11 protein-coding genes are annotated in these 21,825 nt (G+C 62.5%); 7 read left to right on the top strand and 4 right to left on the bottom strand.

What is annotated here, in order from left to right; translation table 11 throughout:
* Positions 1–26 precede the first annotated feature (26 nt).
* The 3 genes from pcaF to IMCC21224_RS03130 are packed head-to-tail and all read right to left on the bottom strand — an operon-like array spanning position 27 to position 2,617.
* Entirely contained in the window at positions 27–1,229 is a 1,203-nt protein-coding gene (gene pcaF / locus IMCC21224_RS03140; RefSeq protein ID WP_047994110.1) for a 3-oxoadipyl-CoA thiolase, read from the bottom strand.
* Positions 1,230–1,238: 9 nt separating this feature from the next.
* Complete coding sequence (locus IMCC21224_RS03135) at positions 1,239–1,913, bottom strand: 3-oxoacid CoA-transferase subunit B (protein WP_047994109.1); 675 nt, start codon at positions 1,911–1,913, stop codon at positions 1,239–1,241.
* A complete protein-coding gene (locus IMCC21224_RS03130) occupies positions 1,910–2,617 on the bottom strand; it encodes a 3-oxoacid CoA-transferase subunit A (RefSeq protein ID WP_047994108.1) in 708 nt (235 codons plus the stop codon). The genes IMCC21224_RS03135 and IMCC21224_RS03130 overlap by 4 nt, the downstream gene beginning before the upstream one ends.
* A 123-nt stretch (positions 2,618–2,740) precedes the next feature.
* On the opposite strand from IMCC21224_RS03130, the gene IMCC21224_RS03125 reads away from it, so the two are divergent.
* The 5 genes from IMCC21224_RS03125 to IMCC21224_RS03105 all read left to right on the top strand — a co-directional run bounded on the left by IMCC21224_RS03125 (position 2,741) and on the right by IMCC21224_RS03105 (position 14,650).
* On the top strand, positions 2,741–3,475 hold the full coding sequence (locus IMCC21224_RS03125; RefSeq protein WP_197089237.1) for an IclR family transcriptional regulator C-terminal domain-containing protein: 735 nt from the start codon (positions 2,741–2,743) through the stop codon (positions 3,473–3,475).
* A 248-nt stretch (positions 3,476–3,723) separates the two neighbouring features.
* Positions 3,724–5,475 carry a ShlB/FhaC/HecB family hemolysin secretion/activation protein gene (locus tag IMCC21224_RS03120; protein WP_082135114.1) on the top strand — a complete coding sequence of 584 codons (1,752 nt, stop codon included), beginning with the start codon at positions 3,724–3,726 and terminating at the stop codon, positions 5,473–5,475.
* A complete protein-coding gene (locus tag IMCC21224_RS03115; protein ID WP_082135113.1) occupies positions 5,426–11,128 on the top strand; it encodes an MBG domain-containing protein in 5,703 nt (1,900 codons plus the stop codon). The genes IMCC21224_RS03120 and IMCC21224_RS03115 overlap by 50 nt, the downstream gene beginning before the upstream one ends.
* Positions 11,129–11,130: 2 nt before the next feature.
* Entirely contained in the window at positions 11,131–12,720 is a 1,590-nt protein-coding gene (locus tag IMCC21224_RS03110) for an MBG domain-containing protein (RefSeq protein ID WP_047994105.1), read from the top strand.
* A gap of 19 nt (positions 12,721–12,739) precedes the next feature.
* A complete protein-coding gene (locus IMCC21224_RS03105; RefSeq protein ID WP_231582133.1) occupies positions 12,740–14,650 on the top strand; it encodes a caspase family protein in 1,911 nt (636 codons plus the stop codon).
* 52 nt (positions 14,651–14,702) lie between these two features.
* Here IMCC21224_RS03105 and carB read toward each other — a convergent pair whose 3' ends face one another.
* Positions 14,703–18,065, bottom strand: coding sequence for a carbamoyl-phosphate synthase large subunit (gene carB, locus IMCC21224_RS03100; protein WP_047994103.1), 3,363 nt, complete (start codon positions 18,063–18,065; stop codon positions 14,703–14,705).
* Between the two features lie 279 nt (positions 18,066–18,344).
* Here carB and aspS point away from each other — a divergent pair, with 279 nt between their 5' ends.
* Both aspS and IMCC21224_RS03090 read left to right on the top strand, forming a co-directional pair.
* Positions 18,345–20,324 (top strand): aspartate--tRNA ligase, encoded by a 1,980-nt coding sequence (gene aspS, locus IMCC21224_RS03095; RefSeq protein ID WP_047994102.1) that lies wholly within the window; start codon positions 18,345–18,347, stop codon positions 20,322–20,324.
* 110 nt (positions 20,325–20,434) lie between these two features.
* Complete coding sequence (locus tag IMCC21224_RS03090) at positions 20,435–21,820, top strand: DUF1800 family protein (RefSeq protein ID WP_047994101.1); 1,386 nt, start codon at positions 20,435–20,437, stop codon at positions 21,818–21,820.
* Positions 21,821–21,825 lie beyond the last annotated feature (5 nt).

Genomic DNA, 21,825 nt, shown 5'->3' with positions numbered 1-21,825 from the left:
ACGTCATCCCAACAGCCAGGCCGCCCTCAGACACGCTCCAGAGCCAGCGCGATCCCTTGTCCGACGCCGATGCACATCGTGGACAGCGACCGCGTGCCCCCGGTCAAAGACAGCTCCAGCGCAGCAGAGCCGGTGATACGCGCCCCCGACATCCCAAGCGGATGACCCAGCGCAATCGCACCACCGTTCGGATTGACCCGCGGATCATCATCGGCAATGCCCAAATCGCGCAAGGTGGCAAGGCCCTGACTCGCGAATGCTTCGTTCAGTTCGATCACATCAAAGTCCGCCTGAGTCAGCCCCAACCGCGCCATCAGCTTTTGCGACGCAGGTGCTGGGCCGAACCCCATGATGCGCGGCGCAACGCCGGCGGTCGCCCCGCCCAACACGCGGGCAATCGGCGTCAGCCCGTATTTTTTGGCAGCACTGGCTGATGCAATAATCAACGCGGCCGCCCCGTCGTTCACACCCGACGCATTGCCCGCCGTGACCGACCCGTCGGCGCGAAACGGCGTCGGCAGTTTAGCCAGCTTTTCCAACGTGGTCGCACGGGGGTGTTCATCGGCCTCAAACACCACCGCATCACCGCGTCGTTGTGGGATAGTGACCGGCGTGATTTCCCGTGCCAGCCGCCCGTTGGCCTGCGCCTGCGCCGCCTTGGTTTGGCTGTTCAAGGCAAAGACGTCCTGATCTGCGCGACTGATGTTGAAGTCTTCGGCGACATTTTCGCCGGTTTCAGGCATCGAATCGACGCCATATTGCGATTTCATCAGCGGATTCACAAACCGCCAGCCGATGGTTGTGTCGTAGATTTCGGCATTGCGGGAAAAGGCGCTTGTGGCCTTTGGCATCACAAATGGCGCGCGGCTCATGCTTTCGACCCCGCCTGCGATCATCAGCTCAGCCTCGCCTGCTTTGATCGACCGGGCCGCCATGATGACCGCATCCATCCCCGACCCACAAAGGCGGTTGATCGTCGTTCCCGTCACCGACACAGGCAATCCTGCCAGCAGGGCGGACATGCGCGCAACGTTGCGGTTGTCTTCGCCCGCCTGATTGGCGCAGCCATAGATCACGTCATCGACGGCATCCCAATCGACACCGGCGTTGCGCGCCATCAATGCCTTAAGGGGAACCGCGCCAAGATCGTCAGCGCGCACCGGCGCCAGAGTTCCGCCGAAACGGCCAATCGGGGTGCGGATGTAATCGCAAATATAGGCGTCTTGCATGGGAATTCCTTAGAGTTCGGGCGTAATGAGGTCGGTCACAGCATCGCTAACATGCAGCGTCGCGCCCGTCACATCCTGAAGCGCCGAGAGCGAGATTTCAGGGATCTTTTCGCGCAGGACAAATCGCCCGTCTTCGATGTCGACCACCGCAAGGCTGGTGTAGACCCGCGTCACACAGGCCAGTCCCGTCAGCGGAAAGGTACAGGTTTCAACCAGCTTGGGATCGCCTGTCTTGGTCACGTGATCGGTGATCACGGCGACCCGTTTTGCCCCATGCACCAGATCCATTGCGCCGCCGACAGCGGGCACCCCTTTTTCACCGACGCGCCAGTTTGCCAGATCGCCGTTCTGAGCAACCTGGAACGCGCCCAAAATGGCCACATCCAGATGCCCGCCACGCACCATCGCAAAGCTGTCAGCGTGATGAAAGAACGACGCGCCCGGATTCAGCGTCACCGCGCGCTTGCCCGCGTTGATCAGATCCCAGTCTTCCTCGCCTTCGGCAGGGGACGGGCCAAAATCCAGGATGCCATTTTCGGTATGAAAGATCGCCTGCCGTCCTGTGGGCTGGTATTGCGCCACCTTTTCGGGAAAGCCGATCCCCAGGTTGACATAATCGCCATCGGCGATGTCCTGCGCGGCGCGCCAGGCAATTTGTGCGTTGGACAATTTGTATTCGGTCATGGGTATACAGTCTCGGCGCGAATGAGCATTTCTTCCTGCTGCGGATCTGGAATATGGACGATGTGATCGACGAACAGACCCGGGGTGACCACGTGCTCGGGGTCGATGGCACCGGGTTCGACGATTTTTGACGCCTGAACGATTGTCGTCTGCGCCGCGGCACACATCAACGGGCTAAAGTTACGCGCGGTCTTGTTATAGGTCAGGTTGCCGTGCCGGTCGGCCAACTCGGCCTTGATCAACGCGAAATCCGCCTTGAGCCAGCGTTCCTGCACATAGGATTTACCGTCGAACTCGGCCACAATCTTGCCCTTGGCCAATTCGGTGCCAAAAGCCGTCGGTGTATAAAAGGCCGGTATTCCCGCCCCCGCAGCCCGAATGCGTTCTGCCAAGGTGCCCTGCGGCACAAGATCGAGTTCAATTTCGCCGGCGAGGTATTTTTCATTGAACGCCCGCGGGTTGGATGAGCGCGGGAACGAGCAGATCATTTTTGCCACCATACCCGCATCAATCATCGCCGCGATTCCAATGCGACCGTTGCCCGCATTGTTGTTGATGACAGTCAGATCTTTGGCACCTTGATCAATCAGCGCATGGATCAGCTCGATCGGTGCGCCTGCCCCGCCGAAACCGCCGATCATCACGACCGCCCCATCGGGAATTTTCGCCACCGCCTCAGCGGTGCTGGAAATGGTTTTGTCCATCGGGTGCTCCTACTTTTACGACGGGTTAAGTCACGTTCGGCTCGACAGCAATCCCTTTTGTGCGATATACGATGTTTGTTTACATATCGCACAAAAGGGATTACCTTGGAACAACGCGACATCATGACCGGCCTCGCCAAAGGACTCTTGGTGATCGAAACATTCACCGCCGACACCCCGCGCCAATCCATCTCGCAGGTGGCTGCCGCCAGCGGCCTTGACCGGGCGACGGCGCGACGATGCCTGCTGACGCTGGCCCAACTGGCTTACGCCGATTACGACGGCAAATTCTTTACCCTGACACCCAGGATCATGCGTCTTGGGACGGCCTGCCTTGCGACGATGCCGTTGCCCCGAATCGTGCAGCCGTGGCTGGACCGATCGTCAGAAGAGCTGGGCGAAAGCCTGTCGGTCTCAATTCTAGATGGCGATGAAATCGTCTATGTTGCACGTGCCGCGCAACACAAAGTCATGTCGATTTCCCTGACCCCCGGATCGCGCCTACCCGCGTATTGCACATCCATGGGACGGGTTTTGCTGGCGGCGCTGCCGGATTCTGCAATCACTGCCGCCCTGTCCCACCCTCTGGCGGCCCGCACCCCAAACACCATCACAACCGCCGACGCGTTATTCGCCGAACTGCAAATCGTGCGTGAACAGGGCTATGCGGTGATTGACCAAGAGGTCGAGCCGGGTCTGGTTTCGATCGCAGTTCCGCTGTTAGATACGCACAGTCGTATTGTTGCCGCACTCAATATCGGACTGTCATCGCAGCGCGCGCAGGCGGATCGTCTTGCATCGCTCTATCTGGAAAAGCTGCGTGAAATTCAGACCGAGCTGAGGCAGGTCATAAGCTAGGCGAAAGGCCGCCGAACCCATGACACGGCGCGGCAAGGTCAGAAGTATAGTGACTCTGGCCCGGATCGTCCCGACGCGGTGCGCAGACCGATGGCACAACTGTCACGATGTGAACGAGTCCCGAAAAAACCCTTGCAATAAGGCAATTGACGCGCCTAGCCTTGCGTAAGGCCGTATGAATTCCTGGCGGTCCGTCCCGACGATTTTAGTACGCACGTTTGAAGTCTTTGCCGCATGGAGCCGACCGCATGGTGATCGGATCACAACAGCCCCAACGCGCAGTTTTGCGACGCCCGGTCATGGCCGCGACGATGCTGGCCCAATGCGTCGCCATAAGTCTGGCGTTGCCCGGCAGTGCCAGCGCCCAAAGTGCCAGCGCCGTGACGCCGGACAGTTTTCAACCGCAGTTACAGCGCCTTGACGGTGCCATTGTGTTTTCCGGGGCTACCGGGGCGCGGGCCCCCGCCGGCGCAGAGCAGATCGGCATTACGCTGTCGGGGGTGAAACTGGATGATCCGCTGCCACAGATGGCTGCGGCCAACGCCGCTCTTCAGTCGCGCCTGACGGCTGGTCGAATCCCGGTGTCCGAACTGTTCAACGCGGTGAATGATCTTGAGGCCGCCTATGCCGATGCCGGCTATGTTCTGGCGCGGGTGGTGCTGCCGCAACAAAGCCTGCGCGATGGCGGAGTGTTGCGCGTCGCAGTTGTGAACGGGTTTGTCGAAACCGTCGACTCGACCGGCCTGCCCGACAATGTCCGCGCGCGGATCGCAACGCTGACTGCCCCGCTTGTCGACAAAAAGGGCGTGGCCTTGCCCGACCTGGAACGGCAGTTACTGCTGGCTGGGGATGTGGCTGGGGTCGCACTGGGATCGGCCCTGACGGCGGGCCAGCAACCCGGCGGCACTGTGGTGATGCTGGACGCCGAATACCGTACCATCACTGGCTTTGTCGGCTTTGACAATCTGGCCTCCGAGGAGTTGGGCACTTTCGTTCTGAACGCCGGGGTCGAATTCAACAGCCCGCTGGGCTTTGGCGAATCGTTTTATGCCCGCATGTCAGCCTCCCCGCATCAGATCCTCGATGCCGATCCCCGCTACCGGATTTTCGCTGTGGGTGCCGTGATGCCACTGGGGCCGTCGGGACTGGCGCTGAATGTCGAACTGACGACCAGCGACACCACACCCGACGACAGCACCGCGCCGACCCGGTCCAACTTTGACCGCCAGTCGCTGCGGCTGATCTATCCCTGGATCCGGTCGCGCCAGTTCAATCTGACGACCCAGGTTGCACTGGACCGGCAACAGGACGACCAGGCGCTGATCGTCGGCGGGAGCGAGACCCCGATTTACGAGGACAACATTACCGTCCTGCGCGCCAGTGCCAGCATCAGCTATATTCACGATGACAATGCCGTCTCCGAGGGCAGCATGGTGCTGTCGCACGGCGTCGATGCTTTTGGCGCACGCACCAAAGAGGATGCCGCCGGATCGGTGCCCCTGTCGCGGCAAGGCGCGGATGCCGAGTTTACCAAACTCACGCTGTCAGGCTTTCATCAGCGGTCGCTGGCGGATCGGTTGATGCTGTCGCTGTCAGGGCGGGTGCAAACGTCGTTCGGCGATCCGCTGGTCACATCGGAACAAATCAGCATTGCCGGGGCGCGTGATTTGTCGGCCTTTGATTCCGGGTCGCTGCGCGGTGACAGCGGCTGGCTGCTGCGCGCAGAACTGGCATCGCAGTTTCCGACCACCATGGCTGGCACGCCAATGGTACTAAGCCCTTATATTTTCGCAGGTGTCGGCGCGGTCAGCATCGAACAGACTACGGCGGTCGAACATGGTCACGAGGGCGCTTCGTCCTACGGCATCGGCCTCGATCTTATTTCACAAACCAATTCCAGATTTCGATCAAATTCAGTCAGGATCGAACTTGCCAAGGGAGACAGGGATCATGGCTCGGACGAGACACGATTCAGCATTTCGGGGAATTTCCGTTTCTGAGTGGTCAGTCCCCCTGATCTATCCGGCAGGCCTGATCACCGGGCTTTGCATTCTGGTGCTTCCTGTCAGCGTATTTGCCCAGGCCGAGCTGCCAACCGGCGGCGCTGTGGCGCAGGGGTCTGCCAGCATCGGCACGCCCGTCAATCAAAGCCTGATCATCACCCAGAACAGCGACCGCGCGGTGATCAACTGGCAAAGCTTTTCCATCGGTCAAGGTGGGCATGTCGGCTTTGTTCAACCGTCTTCGAACAGTGCTGTGCTGAACCGGGTCACCGGTACGGCGGACAGCCGCATTCACGGCAGCCTGACGGCCAATGGCCAGGTGTTTGTGGTCAATCCCAACGGCATCTTTATTGGGCCGAATGGCAATATCTCGGCTGGGGGCGGGTTTGTCGCCTCGACACTGGACACCAGTGACGACGATTTCATGGCCGGACGGCTGCGGTTCGACGGCAACGGTGCCTCAGCCCCGGTCGAAAATGCCGGACGTATCACCATCGGGCGCGGCGGCTATGCGGCGCTGATGGGCGGGCGGGTCAGCAATTCGGGTGTCGTGACGGTGCCGCTGGGACGGATCGGGTTTGCTGCGGGTGAATTGGTAACGCTGGATGTGTCAGGCGACCAGTTCCTTCAGGTGGCTATTCCGTCTGCCTCTGACGACGCAGACATGCGCGCGCTGATCGAAAATGCCGGCACCGTGTCAGCGGATGGCGGGCTAATCGAAATGCGCGCGGCCACCGCGCGCAATGCCGCGCGACAGGCGATCAACCTCAGCGGCGTGGCCGAGGCGCGCTCGGTCTCGGTACAGAATGGTGCCATCGTTCTGGGCGGCGGCGGCGGATCAGTTCAGGTCACAGGCCGCGTAACAACGCGTGCCCGCGCGCCGCAACCGCAACGGGCGCGGATCCAGGTCGAAACCTCGCGGCGGCCGCAATTGCGCCCCACTGGCGGTGACATCACCATAACCGGGGAGGATGTCGCGCTCGCCGGGGCCGAGATCGACGCAAGCGGCGCGCAGGGTGGCCAGATCCGCATCGGCGGCGACTATCAGGGTGGCGGCGCTCTGCCTACCGCCCAGACGCTAAGCGTAGATGCCACCACCACCATCACCGCGAATGCCGATCAGGATGGCGATGGCGGGCGGATCATCCTGTGGTCCGACCTGCACACTGCGTTCGACGGCTTGATCGAAGCGCGCGGCGGCGACGCTGGCGGCAACGGCGGCTTTGTCGAAGTGTCAGGCAAGCAGATGCTGGCCTTTGCCGGGCTGGTCGACACCCGTGCGCCACAGGGCAATGCAGGCATGCTGCTGCTTGACCCGCTGGACGTCACAATCCAGGATTCCGACGGCACGACCCCGGGATTGGAAAACGGCAACAATTTCGATCCCTCCGGCGTGACATATGATGATTGCTGCGGCGCGCCCAGCTCGGCCCTCATCAATGTCAATGACCTCGAGGTGAACCTCGAAATGGGCAATGTCACCGTCAGTACCGGCGCCCCCGGTGACGAATTCGGCGGCGATGGCAATATCACGGTTGATGCCCCAATCAACTGGCTGCTCGCCTCGACCCTGACGCTGCAATCAAACAATGATATTGTGGTAAACCAGGCCGTCACCAGCGCCTCGGGCAGCTTTGTGCTGACCGCGCCGGGGACAATTTCGCTCAACCCCGGCGGAGACGTCGCGGTGGGCAGCTTCTCAGCCACGGCGATGAACCTTTTTGTCAACAGCGGCAGCTTGGTCGAAAGCCTGGGCGGCGGCAGCGTCGACGTGCAGAATTTCTCGATGGACCAGGTGTTTGGCCAAACCTCGGGGACGTGGCAGCAGAATTCACCTACCCTGTCGGCGTTTTCCGCCCTCAGTTTCACTTTGTCCGACGAATCGACCTTTCTGCGCGCGGCGGGCGGGGTGGGCACTGTGGCCGATCCCTACCAGCTGACCGATATCTACGGGCTACAGGGCGTGGATTCGCAAAGCCTGCTGGATCAGAACTTTGCCCTCATCAACGATATCGACGCCACCGGCACAACCACATGGAACATGGGATCCGGTGGCCCTGCCGGGTTCACGCCGATTGTCGGGCTGGGCTTTACCGGGTTTTCCGGCACGCTGGACGGACAGGGCAACACAATCGACGGGTTGTTCATCAACACGGACGAGGCCGGTTCGATTCTGATCGGCGACGCGGGACTATTTGCGCTGACGCAGGACGCCACCATCACGAATCTGAACATGACCAATGTCGATGTGCAGGGCGGCCCGCAGGTCGGGGGGCTTGTGGCCGATGCAATCGATTCCACAATCGACACAGTCACGGTGCAGGGCAGAGTGGGCGACGGCGACGAAACCGCCTACTTTACCGGAGGCATCGTTGGCGAGCTGCGGCAAAGCGATCTGCTGAATTCGACCTTCACAGGCAGCATCGACTCGGACACCACAAGCACGATTTCCCAGTATGTTGGCGGGCTTGCTGGCTATGTCTTTGACGGGTCCATCACCGGAGGCGCGTTTGACGGCACCATCACCGCAACCGGGGCCGCAAGCGACACTGATATCCGCGCCATTGGCGGTGTCGTGGGCGGAAATCTGGGCCTTGTCGCAAACACAACTGCTGGCGGGACCATGACCATCACCGGATCGAGTGAAACGCATGTCGGCGGCGTGGCAGGTCGCGCGCTGAGCACAGATGCGATGTCGGGTGTGTCCAGCGACGTTCTCATCGACATTCAGATGCTGGGCAGCGACCAGATCTATGCCGGCGGTCTGGTCGGCAATAGCCAGGTGTCAGTGCTGGATTCCTTCGCGCTTGGCGATATCTCAGTCCAGAGCGGTGGTGCCCCCGTGGTCGGCGGACTTTTGGGCTACGCTCTGAATTACGCGAGTGAACCGATCAACAACGTGTTTGCGTCGGGCGATGTGCTTGTCTCATCAACGGCACCGTTTGCCCTGTTGGCACCGGGCCGCGTCGGCGGACTTGTGGGGGACAACATTGCCCCGATCAGTCAGGCAAGCGCGTCGGGCGACGTCACCGTCGGCACCCAAGGGACAGGCTTTGACGTCGGTGGCTTTGCCGGGGCCAATTCGGGGGCCCCGGACAGCAGCGGTCGCGTCGGGACAATCACCCAGTCATGGGCAGACGGCGCAATTGTGTTCTCGGCCGCTGCAGATGACGACATGAGCGTTGGCGGTTTTGTCGGAACCAACCAAAACGACATCTCGGACTCTTTCTCCAGACCGTTGATAAGCTACACCGATCTTAGCCCGGTGACGGGCACCTTTATTAATGACGCCTATGTAGGTGGCTTTGCCGGGGCCAATTCTGGCAACATCACTCGGACCTCGGCGAGCGGGCAGGTGGATGCCACGACCAATGCTGTGACGTTGGCGCTAGGAGGGCATACCGGACTGAACCTCGATGGCAGCATTCTGGACAGCTATGCCCTCAATTCAGCGCTGAGCAGCACGGCGCAGGCCCCCCAAAGCATCGGTGGTCTGGTCGGCCTCACCTCTGGCGGGTCGATCACCAACACCTATTCCAGCGCGGTGCTCAGCGTCGCAGGTCCCGGCGAGACGGCTCAGGGCGGCCTGGTCGGCGCCAATGTCAACGTCCCGGCCGGAACCCTGGATCCGACCACCGCTGTGACCGCCGGTTTCTGGGACGTGGACGTTTCGGCACAGCCGGACGGCGGGCAACCTGGGTATGGCGCCGGGCTGAGTACCGCCGCCTTTCAGGACACCGACGGGTTCCTTACCATCGCGACGGCTGCGGGCTGGGATTTCACAGCCGTCTGGGCCCCTGGCGACACAGTGGAATATCCCGCGCTCTACTCCATCGATCCAGTTGTCTTTGCGCAGCCAAATCCGGTCTCCCTGACGTACGGCGACAACGATACGACCAGCATCAGCGGAACACTCTATGGCGGGCCGGGATCCTATGTCTTTGGCCCAGAAGGCGACACCCTCGACACTGCCGGCACCTTTGACACGCCGATCTTTTCCGACATCACGGTGGGAACGCAGCGCGTGACCGTATCTCTGGGCACGTTCACCAGCGCGATGGGCCAGGACTACCGCCCGGTCATCGCCAGCGCTGCGGCCGAAATCACCCCCGCCCCGCTGATCGTGACGCCCGACGACCAGACCAAAACCTATGGCGAGCTGTTCAGCTTTGACGGCTCGGCCTTCACCGCGACCGGCCTGCTGTTCGCCGATGTCGTCACCGCGCTGAGCCTCTCGAGTGATGGCGCCGCCGCTGACGCCGGGGTGGCCGGGGCGCCCTATGACATCACCGCCGCCGCTGCCGTCGGGGCCGGTCTGGACAATTACGCCATCACCTACGGCACCGGCGCGCTGGACGTCACACCCGCCCCGCTGATCGTGACACCCGACGACCAGACCAAAACCTATGGCGAGCTCTTCAGCTTTGACGGCTCGGCCTTCACCGCGACCGGCCTGCTGTTCGCCGATGTCGTCACCGCGCTGAGCCTCTCGAGTGATGGCGCCGCCGCTGACGCCGGGGTGGCCGGGGCGCCCTATGACATCACCGCCGCCGCTGCCGTCGGGGCCGGTCTGGACAATTACGCCATCACCTACGGCACCGGCGCGCTGGACGTCACCCCCGCCCCGCTGATCGTGACACCCGACGACCAGACCAAAACCTATGGCGAGCTCTTCAGCTTTGACGGCTCGGCCTTCACTGCGACCGGCCTGCTGTTCGCCGATGTCGTCACCGCGCTGAGCCTCTCGAGTGATGGCGCCGCCGCTGACGCCGGGGTGGCCGGGGCGCCCTATGACATCACCGCCGCCGCTGCCGTCGGGGCCGGTCTGGACAATTACGCCATCACCTACGGCACCGGCGCGCTGGACGTCACCCCCGCCCCGCTGATCGTGACACCCGACGACCAGACCAAAACCTATGGCGAGCTCTTCAGCTTTGACGGCTCGGCCTTCACTGCGACCGGCCTGCTGTTCGCCGATGTCGTCACCGCGCTGAGCCTCTCGAGCGATGGCGCCGCCGCTGACGCCGGGGTGGCCGGGGCGCCCTATGACATCACCGCCGCCGCTGCCGTCGGGGCCGGTCTGGACAATTACGCCATCACCTACGGCACCGGCGCGCTGGACGTCACACCCGCCCCGCTGATCGTGACACCCGACGACCAGACCAAAACCTATGGCGAGCTCTTCAGCTTTGACGGCTCGGCCTTCACCGCGACCGGCCTGCTGTTCGCCGATGTCGTCACCGCGCTGAGCCTCTCGAGTGATGGCGCCGCCGCTGACGCCGGGGTGGCCGGGGCGCCCTATGACATCACCGCCGCCGCTGCCGTCGGGGCCGGTCTGGACAATTACGCCATCACCTACGGCACCGGCGCGCTGGACGTCACACCCGCCCCGCTGATCGTGACACCCGACGACCAGACCAAAACCTATGGCGAGCTCTTCAGCTTTGACGGCTCGGCCTTCACCGCGACCGGCCTGCTGTTCGCCGATGTCGTCACCGCGCTGAGCCTCTCGAGTGATGGCGCCGCCGCTGACGCCGGGGTGGCCGGGGCGCCCTATGACATCACCGCCGCCGCTGCCGTCGGGGCCGGTCTGGACAATTACGCCATCACCTACGGCACCGGCGCGCTGGACGTCACCCCGCCCCGCTGATCGTGACACCCGACGACCAGACCAAAACCTATGGCGAGCTCTTCAGCTTTGACGGCTCGGCCTTCACTGCGACCGGCCTGCTGTTCGCCGATGTCGTCACCGCGCTGAGCCTCTCGAGTGATGGCGCCGCCGCTGACGCCGGGGTGGCCGGGGCGCCCTATGACATCACCGCCGCCGCTGCCGTCGGGGCCGGTCTGGACAATTACGCCATCACCTACGGCACCGGCGCGCTGGACGTCACCCCCGCCCCGCTGATCGTGACACCCGACGACCAGACCAAAACCTATGGCGAGCTCTTCAGCTTTGACGGCTCGGCCTTCACTGCGACCGGCCTGCTGTTCGCCGATGTCGTCACCGCGCTGAGCCTCTCGAGCGATGGCGCCGCCGCTGACGCCGGGGTGGCCGGGGCGCCCTATGACATCACCGCCGCCGCTGCCGTCGGGGCCGGTCTGGACAATTACGCCATCACCTACGGCACCGGCGCGCTGGACGTCACCCCCGCCCCGCTGATCGTGACACCCGACGACCAGACCAAAACCTATGGCGAGCTCTTCAGCTTTGACGGCTCGGCCTTCACTGCGACCGGCCTGCTGTTCGCCGATGTCGTCACCGCGCTGAGCCTCTCGAGTGATGGCGCCGCCGCTGACGCCGGGGTGGCCGGGGCGCCCTATGACATCACCGCCGCCGCTGCCGTCGGGGCCGGTCTGGACAATTACGCCATCACCTACGGCACCGGCGCGCTGGACGTCACCCCCGCCCCGCTGATCGTGACACCCGACGACCAGACCAAAACCTATGGCGAGCTCTTCAGCTTTGACGGCTCGGCCTTCACTGCGACCGGCCTGCTGTTCGCCGATGTCGTCACCGCGCTGAGCCTCTCGAGCGATGGCGCCGCCGCTGACGCCGGGGTGGCCGGGGCGCCCTATGACATCACCGCCGCCGCTGCCGTCGGGGCCGGTCTGGACAATTACGCCATCACCTACGGCACCGGCGCGCTGGACGTGACTGGCGGGCCGGTGCCCGAGCAACCGTTGCCGCTTGCGATGGAGGCCCCGGCATCCAATCCATCCGATGACCTGCAAACCTCGCTTACGCGTGGCGGCGAGGCTGCGGTTGAAGATGCAGGCGACACGCTGACGCTTGTGCAGTCTTTTGCCGCGACGTTGGAGATCGCAGCGGATGCTTGTGCGCAGAACCTGTCGGATGCCGACCGCTACCTGGCCTGCCTGTCGGATGCCTTGGACGATTTTGCCAACGAGCTGGATGCAATTTCAACCGATCTGCCACCGGGGTTGGAGAACGTAGCGCGCATCGTGCGTACGGCACGGGTGCAGACCGACAGGGCCCGCGCGCGCGCCAATACGCGTCTGGCGGGGGCCACGACCGACGCGCAACGCGACGCGATCCGCCGTGACGCCCTGAGCGAAGCGCGTGCGGCCGTCAGCACCGCTTCTTCGGAGATTCGCAAGGCGATCAGCTTTGCCCGCGCCGACGATCCGGAACTGGTGTCGTTGCAATCGGCGACAGTGACCACCATTGCCGCAGCGGTCGACAGCGTCGGGATCAAGTTGTCGCGCGCGGTCGGGCTGTGACATTGGCGCCATGATACCGGTGTTGCGCGTATTCGTCTTTGTCTTTTCCGTCCTGCTGACGGGCGGGGCAGCGTTAGCCGAAGAACGGGTCGCGCTGGTCATCGGAAATTCGGATTACCAGCAGTTCGACACACTTGAGAACCCGCGCAACGACGCGCTGGACATTGCGGTGGCGCTGCGCGGGCTCGGGTTCACGGTCACGCTTGAGACTGACGTGACAAAGGATCGGATGGACGCAGTGCTGCGCGACTTTGGCAATGCCGCAGAGGAGGCGGATGTGGTGCTGTTCTTCTACGCCGGCCACGGGTTTCAGGCGGATGGGCGCAACTACCTGGTGCCTGCGGATGCGACGATCCGGTCAACGGCGGATGTCACGACGCAAACGGCTGATCTGTCGCGGGTCCTGAACGCGATGGAGCGGTCGGACGGCGTCAAACTCGTCCTTTTGGATGCTTGTCGCGACAATCCCTTTGGTGCAGCGCTGGAGCAAGACCCGCGCCTTGGAAAAGGTCTGGCGCGGGTCGGAACAGCGGCGAATTTTCTATTTGCCTATGCCACCCAGCCCGACAACGTCGCTTACGACGGCACCGGGCGAAACAGCTTTTTCACCGAGGCACTGCTGCATCACATCTACACGCCGGGGCAGGACATTGCGCAGATGATGATCGGGGTGCGGCGCGATGTGCTGGCCGCGACCGGCGGGCGACAGATCCCGTGGGAGAATTCGTCGCTCACCCGGCGGTTCCAGTTCGACGACGGGCCGCAGACCATTTCCGAGGAAAGCATGCTGTATCAACTGGCGGTCAACGCTGGCGATCCGCAACTGCTGACGCTCTACGTTGATCGTTATCCGGCGGGGTCGCATATCGACGAGGCGGTCGCGCATCTGCAAACCGGAACTCAGACCCGGGCGCTGAATTTGGCGGATGATGCGGATCGGCTGTGGGAACTGGCGCGCCGCAGCCGGATGCGCCCACTGCTCGAAGTGTATGTAGAGCGCTATCCTCAGGGTTTGAATGTAGATGAGGCGCAGCGGTTGCTGGCGTCGATTCCGCGCCCCGAGGATGCGCTGCCGGGCACCATCTGTCAGCGCCTGGCGACCCATCCGCGCGACGCCACGGCGGAAAACCCCGGAGTGCCGTTCGATCGGCTGAGCGAGAATGCGCTGAATGCAATTCGCGCCTGCAGCGCCGCCGCCGCGCGTTCACCCGAGTTACCGCATTATGTGGCCTTGCTGGCACGGGCGACGGCGGCGTCGGGGGATTTGCGGCAGGCGGTGCGGCTCTATCGCGATGCGGCGGGGCGGGGCGATTTGCGCGCCATGGTCAGCCTGGCGCAATTGTACGAGACAGGAACCGGCGTTGAAATGGATGTGCAGGCCGCAATCACGTTGTACCGCACGGCGGCAGAGGCAGGCAGCCATGACGCGATGATCAACCTGGCGATTTCCCTGCTCGAAGGGACGGGGGGCGCCGCGGACAGCGCGGGAGCGATTGCGCTGCTTAAACGGGCATCGTCCGAAGGGTCGGCCAAGGCGACCTACAATCTGGGTGTTCTGGCGCAGAACGAACAGGTGGACGCGCCCGCTGACGCGTTGGAATATTTCACCCGTGCGGCGCATGATGGCGCACGCGAGGGGTATCTCGCCGCCGCGATTCTACTGGACGAGGGGCGCGGCATCGACCGCGATCCGCAGGGGGCGGCCAACATGCTGCTTCGCGGAGCGGCAGAAGACCGGGGTGAAATCCTGGGCCAACTGACCGACGCAGCCGACCAGTGGTCCCGCGAGACCATCGCCGCAGTGCAAGAACGCCTGAAAGACGCGGGGTATTACACCAGCACCGTTGATGGTCTGCCGGGCCGGAACTTTACGGCGGCGCTGGTACAATGGCGCAACGGCGGATTTGTTGCACGGGTGTTGGTCAACTGATCGACCGGGGCGGCCCAGCGCCGCCCTATGCCCGACAAGGTCGAAGGCTATGTTACCCCTGCAACGACTTGACCACCAGCTCGCCCTCGGTCCGCGACTTCATCGCCAAAGCTGCGGCATGCGCCCCTGCAGCCGTCGTGAAATAGGGGATCTTGTCATACAGAGCGACTGAACGGATTTCGCGTGAATCCTCGACCGCTGCGGCGCCTTCGGTGGTGTTCATCACCAAATCGATGCCGCTGTCCTTCATCAAGTCGACAACATTCGGGCGCCCCTCATAGACCTTTTTCACCACGTCGCAGGCGATGCCCTGTGCCTTGACAAAGGCCGCTGTGCCGCCTGTGGCGAGGATGCGAAAGCCGAGGTCGGACAGGATCTGCGCACATTCCGCCATCTGCGGCGTCTTGTCGTCATCGCGGATCGACAGAAAGACTGTGCCGCCTTCGGGCAGCATGGTCCCCGCCCCCATCTGCGCCTTGAGGAAAGCGCGGGCAAACGACCGGTCCCAGCCCATGACTTCGCCGGTTGATCGCATTTCCGGACCCAGAATGGTGTCGACGCCGGGGAAGCGGGCAAACGGCAGCACCGCCTCTTTGACCGAGAACCACGGCATGTTCGGGTCGGCCAATGTCATCGGATCGGCCAGCGGCAAGACGGAATCGTAATCGGCGTTTTCGGGATAGGGCGCGCGAAGTGGGAAGTTCGACAGCGGCTCTCCGGCCATGATGCGCGCGGCGATGGCGGCGATGGCCGAATCCGTCGCCTTGGCGACAAAGGGTACGGTACGCGATGCGCGGGGGTTCACTTCGATCAGATAGATGTCTTTGCCCTTAACGGCGAACTGCACGTTCATCAGGCCAACCACGTTCAGCGCCAGCGCCAGCGCGCGTGTCTGGGTGACAATCTCGGCAATGATATCGGCTGGTAGCGAATAGGGCGGAAGCGAACAGGCGGAATCGCCCGAATGTACGCCAGCCTCTTCGATATGCTGCATGATGCCCGCCACATGCACGTCCTTGCCGTCGCACAGCGCGTCCACATCCAGTTCCACCGCGCCGGACAGGTAGCTGTCCAGCAGAACGGGGCTGTCGCCTGAAACCACAACCGCCTCGCGGATGTAGCGTTCAAGCTGCGCCATGTCGCGCACGATTTCCATCGCGCGGCCACCCAGAACATAAGACGGACGGATCACCAACGGGAAGCCGATGCCTTCGGCAATGGCCAGCGCCTGCGCGTCCGTGCTGGCGATGCCGTTGTGCGGCTGCTTCAGGCCCAGCATGTTCACCAGCGCCTGGAACCGCTCGCGGTCTTCGGCCAGGTCAATCATGTCCGGCGTGGTGCCAAGGATCGGAATGCCCTCGGCTTCCAACGCATCAGCCAGCTTCAGTGGGGTCTGTCCGCCAAATTGCACAATCACGCCATGCAGGGTGCCGTTATCCTGCTCGACCCGCAGGATTTCCATCACGTGTTCGAAGGTCAGCGGTTCAAAGTACAGCCGGTCGGAGGTGTCGTAATCGGTGCTGACCGTCTCGGGGTTGCAGTTGACCATGATGGTCTCGTATCCTGCCTTGGTTAGGGCAAAGCAGGCGTGGCAGCAGCAATAATCGAACTCGATCCCCTGACCGATACGGTTGGGCCCGCCGCCAAGGATCACCACTTTTTTGCGGTCCGAGGGGCGCGCTTCGCATTCGGCCTCGCCCATCATCGGCACTTCATAAGTGGAATACATGTAAGGCGTCTGCGCTTCGAATTCGGCGGCGCAGGTGTCGATCCGCTTAAAGCTCGCCACGACTCCCTTGTCCTGCCGGGCTTTGCGCACCGCTTGTTCAGGCAAGCCTGTCAACAGGGCCAGCCGCGCGTCGGAAAAGCCCATCATCTTGAGCGCCCGCAGCCCGTCGGCATCCTGCGGCAGCCCCGCCGCAATAACCCCGGCCTCTGCTTCGATAATTTCGCGGATACGCGCCAGGAACCAAGGATCGAACATTGTCACGCCATGGATTTCGTCATCGGTCAGCCCATGACGCATCGCCTGGGCAATCACGCGGATCCGGTCCGGCGTCTGCTTGGACAGCGCCTTGATCACCGCGACCTTGACAGCGGCAGACGCCCCATCACCGGACGGGGCCCCCACGCCGGGGATCTCGATGTCATCAAAACCGGTCAACCCGGTCTCCATCGACGCCAGCGCCTTTTGCATCGATTCGTGGATCGTGCGACCAATCGCCATCGCCTCGCCCACCGACTTCATCGCCGTGGTGAGGTGCGGTTCGGAACCGGGGAATTTCTCAAACGCAAAGCGCGGGATCTTGGTCACGACATAGTCAATTGTCGGCTCGAAACTGGCGGGCGTCACCTGAGTAATGTCATTGTCCAACTCGTCCAGCGTGTAGCCGACTGCCAGCTTCGCCGCGATTTTGGCAATAGGAAACCCCGTCGCCTTGGACGCCAGCGCCGACGAGCGCGACACCCGCGGGTTCATCTCGATCACAACCATACGGCCGTCGGCGGGGTTCACCGCCCACTGCACGTTCGACCCGCCGGTCTCGACGCCAATTTCGCGCAGAACGGCGATCGAGCCGTTGCGCATGATCTGGTATTCCTTGTCGGTCAGGGTCAGTGCCGGGGCCACGGTGATCGAATCGCCGGTGTGCACGCCCATGGGATCGACGTTTTCGATGGCACAGACGATGATGGCGTTGTCCGCCTTGTCGCGGACCACCTCCATCTCGAATTCCTTCCAGCCCAGCAGCGACTCATCCACCAGGATCTGGTTCACCGGCGAGGCATCCATGCCGGTGCGGCAGTAGTGTTCGTAATCCTCGCGGTTATACGCAACGCCTCCGCCTGTGCCGCCAAGGGTAAAGGCCGGGCGGATGATCGCCGGAAGGCCGACATATTCCAGCGTTTCCAGCGCCAGCCGCACACCTTCTTTCAGGTCAGCCTTGCCGTTGGGCAACTTGGGCGCGGTGATGATCGACGCCTTGGGGTTTTCCAGTCCGATCCGGTCCATCGCCTCGCGGAACAACTTGCGATCCTCGGCCATCTCGATGGCCTCACGCTTGGCACCGATCATTTCGACGCCGTATTTTGCCAGCACGCCCATCTCTTCGAGAGCGAGCGAGGTGTTCAGCCCGGTCTGTCCGCCCATCGTTGGCAGCAGCGCGTCGGGGCGTTCTTTTTCGATGATCTTAGCGACAATCTCGGGGGTGATCGGCTCGATATATGTGGCATCGGCCAGTTCCGGATCGGTCATGATCGTGGCGGGGTTCGAATTGACCAGAATGACCCGGTATCCCTCTTCCCGCAGCGCCTTGCATGCCTGAGCACCGGAATAGTCAAATTCGCAGGCCTGCCCGATCACGATGGGCCCCGCTCCGATGATCATGATCGAGTTGATATCGGTACGTTTGGGCATGGCTGACCTCATCTATTCGGCAGGGATGATCGACCCTCGGAAGGAACCTCCGGGGTGCAAATTGTCGTGGGTTATAGACATCGCGGGGGTCGGCGCAACCCCCAGACGCCGCGTCATCCACGCCACCGCGCCGACCTGACGCCGCCGCCTTGCTGCTCAGGCCCGGACAAAGACCACTTTTCCATCAATATGAGGCGCGAAACCGGCAGTTCCCTTGACTTTCACGGCCATGACGGGTGTATCGGCGGCTAACTTTTGCGCATCCCAAGGGGTCAACTCATGCACGCCTATCGCAGCCATTCCTGCGCCGATCTGACCAAAACCGACGTGGGCACCAATGTCCGCCTGTCGGGATGGGTTCACCGCATCCGCGATCACGGCGGCATCCTGTTCATCGACCTGCGCGACCATTACGGCATCACACAGGTGCTGTGCGACCCGGATTCGCCTGCATTTGCAGACGTGGAAAAGGTCCGCTCGGAATACTGTGTCCGTATCGACGGGGAGGTCAAGGCCCGCGACGCAAGCCTGATCAACCCCAAGCTGCCCACCGGTGAGGTTGAAGTCTTCGTCCGCGATATCGAAGTGCTGGGTGCCGCGGACGAACTGCCGCTGATCGTCTTTGGGGACCAGGAATACCCCGAGGAAACCCGCCTGCGCTATCGCTATCTCGACCTGCGCCGCGAAGTGATGCAGAAAAACATGACCATGCGGTCCGACGTGGTGTCGTCGATCCGCAAACGGATGTGGGGCAACGGGTTCCGCGAATACCAGACGCCGATCATCACCGCGTCGTCCCCCGAAGGTGCGCGCGATTTTCTGGTGCCGTCACGCCTGCATCCGGGCAAATTCTACGCCCTGCCGCAGGCACCGCAGCAGTTCAAACAGCTGATCATGGTCAGCGGTTTTGACAAATATTTCCAGATCGCGCCCTGTTTCCGCGACGAAGACCCCCGCGCCGACCGCTCGCCCACCGATTTCTACCAACTCGACATGGAAATGTCGTTTGTCACCCAGCAGGACGTGTTCGACACCATTTCGCCGGTGATCGCGGGCGTGTTTGAAGAGTTCGGCGGCCGCCCCGTCGATGCGCCGCACGAGTGGCCGCAAATCTCGTATCGCGATGCGGCCCTGTGGTATGGCACCGACAAACCCGACCTGCGCAACCCGATCAAGATGCAGGTCGTCAGCGAACATTTCGCAGGCTCCGGCTTTGCAATCTTCGCCAAGCTGCTGGAACAGGACGGCACCCAGATCCGCGCAATTCCGGCGCCGACAGGCGGGTCGCGCAAGTTCTGTGACCGCATGAACGCCTTTGCCCAGAAAGAGGGCTTGCCGGGAATGGGGTATATCTTCTGGAGGGAGCGTACCCCTCATCCGGTTCACGAAGTTCTATCCGGTTGGATCGAAAGTCGACAATTAGACGAAGCCAAGCTCCAGAGTTTCATTGAGGTCGCTGAAAAGGAAGGAAGTTCTGAGTTTCAGTCAGCCTTCGTCCGGATTGGAAATTTGGTGAGAACGGGCGACGTTCTAGACATCGATGAAGCTCGGAAAATCAATGATCTAACTTTTGGCGCGATGGAAGCCGCCGGTCCGCTGGCCAAAAACATCGGCCCCGAGCGGACCGAAGCGATCCGCCAGCAGCTTGGCCTTGGTGTCGGTGATGCCGCCTTCTTCCTGGGTGGCAAGCCCAAGCAATTCGAGGCGGTCGCAGGTCGTGCCCGCACCGCCATCGGTGAAGAGCTGGGGCTGACAGACAAAAACCGCTTTGCCTTTGCCTGGATCGTCGATTTCCCGATCTACGAAAAGGATGCCGAAAGCGGCAAGGTTGACTTTGAACACAACCCCTTCTCCATGCCGCAGGGCGGGATGGACGCACTGCTGGGTGACCCGCTGGACGTGCTGGGCTATCAGTATGACCTGGCCTGCAACGGCTATGAACTGGTGTCCGGCGCAATCCGGAACCACCGTCCCGAGATCATGTTCAAGGCGTTCGAGATTGCCGGTTACGGTGAAGAAGAGGTGCGCAAGCGCTTTGGCGGTATGGTCAACGCCTTCCGGTTCGGTGCTCCGCCACACGGCGGATGTGCTGCGGGCATCGACCGTATCGTGATGCTGCTGGCGGACGAGGCGAACATCCGCGAAGTCATCATGTTCCCGATGAACCAGCGCGCCGAAGACCTGATGATGAACGCCCCCTCTGATCCGACACCAGATCAGCTGATGGAATTGTCGCTGCGCGTGATCCCGCAGGACTAGGACCGGCCCGCAACCTTTTGCCGAATACACGACCGGACAGGCCGAGCAGATGCAAATCCGCCCGGCCTGTCCTATATTAGTCAGGTCGTGATGGCAGGAGGCCAGCGCCCGTGCGCTTTGATCCCATACTTGCAGATATACGGTTCGGCTGCGGTCTGTCGCCCGGCTTGGCACCTGCGCAATCGCCCGAGGCACTTCTCGATACGTTGGATGGCCCGGACAAGGCTGCCCAGCGCTTTGAAATTGAGCCGTTCCCGCAGTTTCAACACCGGCTGTTCACGTTTGACACGCAGGCCCAGGCCCGCCGCGACGCGCGCGGCACCGACAAAGAGCAGGCCGCCACCGATGCACAAGAGGCAACCAGGCAGCAGTCGATCAGCGATCAGGTCCGTTGGTTTGGCCAGCACCTGATGCGCCGCACCTGGAGCCCGCAGCCCTTTCGCGAACGGCTGGCGTTTTTTTGGGCCGACCATTTCACGGCAAGCGGCAAGACCGGGGTGCGGCGGGCCGGCACGTCCCCCTATATCGAATCGGCAATACGCCCCCACATGAGCGGCCTGTTCGAAGATCTGTTGATCGCGACGGTGATGCACCCGTTGATGGTATATTACCTCGATCAGCGGCGATCGGTCGGCCCGAACAGCCCCCATGCGGCCAAGGGCAAGACCGCCCGCGGACTGAATGAAAACCTCGCCCGCGAGGTGATGGAACTGCACACGTTGGGCGTCAACGGCCCCTATACCCAGACCGATGTGCGCGAGTTGGCCAAGCTGTTCACCGGCGTGACACTGCACCCCCGCACCGGCATACAGTTTCGCGAGGATTTCGCCGAACCGGGCGCGGAAACCGTGCTGGGTCGGACCTATGGCGGCGGGGACACTATCCGAAACGACATCGAGGCCGCGTTGCGCGACCTTGCGCGGCATCCCGCAACGGCACGGCACATTGCGGGAAAGCTGGCGATGCATTTTGTCTCAGACAGTCCTGATGCGGACCTTGTGGCGGCGCTGGAGCAGAGATTCGTTGAAACGCGTGGTGATTTGCGCGCTGTTTACGGGGAAATGCTGCGTCATCCAGCCAGTATGCAAACGGATCAGTCGAATGTGAAACAGCCGATGGATTTCATCGGCTCAACAATGCGGGCCCTGGCGGTTCCGCCCAATCGGTTTGATGACTGGACGCGCCGCAGGATGCTGGAGCAGCTGATCCGCCCCTTGGGACTGATGGGCCAGACCTGGGAACTGCCCGACGGCCCGGACGGGCTGGATGAAGATGACGCCGCCTGGATCACGCCCCAAGGGTTGGCCGCGCGGCTGCAATGGGCCGTGACTGTGCCGCAGATGCTGCGACCGGATCTGCCCGATCCGCGCGATTTTGTTGAAACTGCGCTGGGTCCACGGGCGACTCCGACCGTGCAATTCGCAGCCAGCGCGGCAGAAAGCCGGTCAGACGGGGTCGGGATCATCCTTGCCTCGCCCGCGTTTCAGAGGATGTAAAAGCC

The sequence above is a fragment of the Puniceibacterium sp. IMCC21224 genome (assembly GCF_001038505.1).
Taxonomy (GTDB): Bacteria; Pseudomonadota; Alphaproteobacteria; order Rhodobacterales; family Rhodobacteraceae; genus Puniceibacterium.
The sequence above is the reverse complement of the archived record's forward strand: the minus strand, read 5'-3'. Positions and strand labels throughout refer to the sequence as shown.

What these genes read in the sequence shown, in the direction of transcription:
- IMCC21224_RS03115 (WP_082135113.1), top strand. Translation starts at nt 5,426, where the DNA reads ATGGCTCGGACGAGACACGATTCAGCATTTCGGGGAATTTCCGTTTCT.
- carB (WP_047994103.1), bottom strand. Translation starts at nt 18,065, where the DNA reads ATGCCCAAACGTACCGATATCAACTCGATCATGATCATCGGAGCGGGG.
- IMCC21224_RS03125 (WP_197089237.1), top strand. Translation starts at nt 2,741, where the DNA reads ATGACCGGCCTCGCCAAAGGACTCTTGGTGATCGAAACATTCACCGCC.
- aspS (WP_047994102.1), top strand. Translation starts at nt 18,345, where the DNA reads ATGCACGCCTATCGCAGCCATTCCTGCGCCGATCTGACCAAAACCGAC.
- IMCC21224_RS03130 (WP_047994108.1), bottom strand. Translation starts at nt 2,617, where the DNA reads ATGGACAAAACCATTTCCAGCACCGCTGAGGCGGTGGCGAAAATTCCC.
- IMCC21224_RS03120 (WP_082135114.1), top strand. Translation starts at nt 3,724, where the DNA reads ATGGTGATCGGATCACAACAGCCCCAACGCGCAGTTTTGCGACGCCCG.
- IMCC21224_RS03135 (WP_047994109.1), bottom strand. Translation starts at nt 1,913, where the DNA reads ATGACCGAATACAAATTGTCCAACGCACAAATTGCCTGGCGCGCCGCG.
- pcaF (WP_047994110.1), bottom strand. Translation starts at nt 1,229, where the DNA reads ATGCAAGACGCCTATATTTGCGATTACATCCGCACCCCGATTGGCCGT.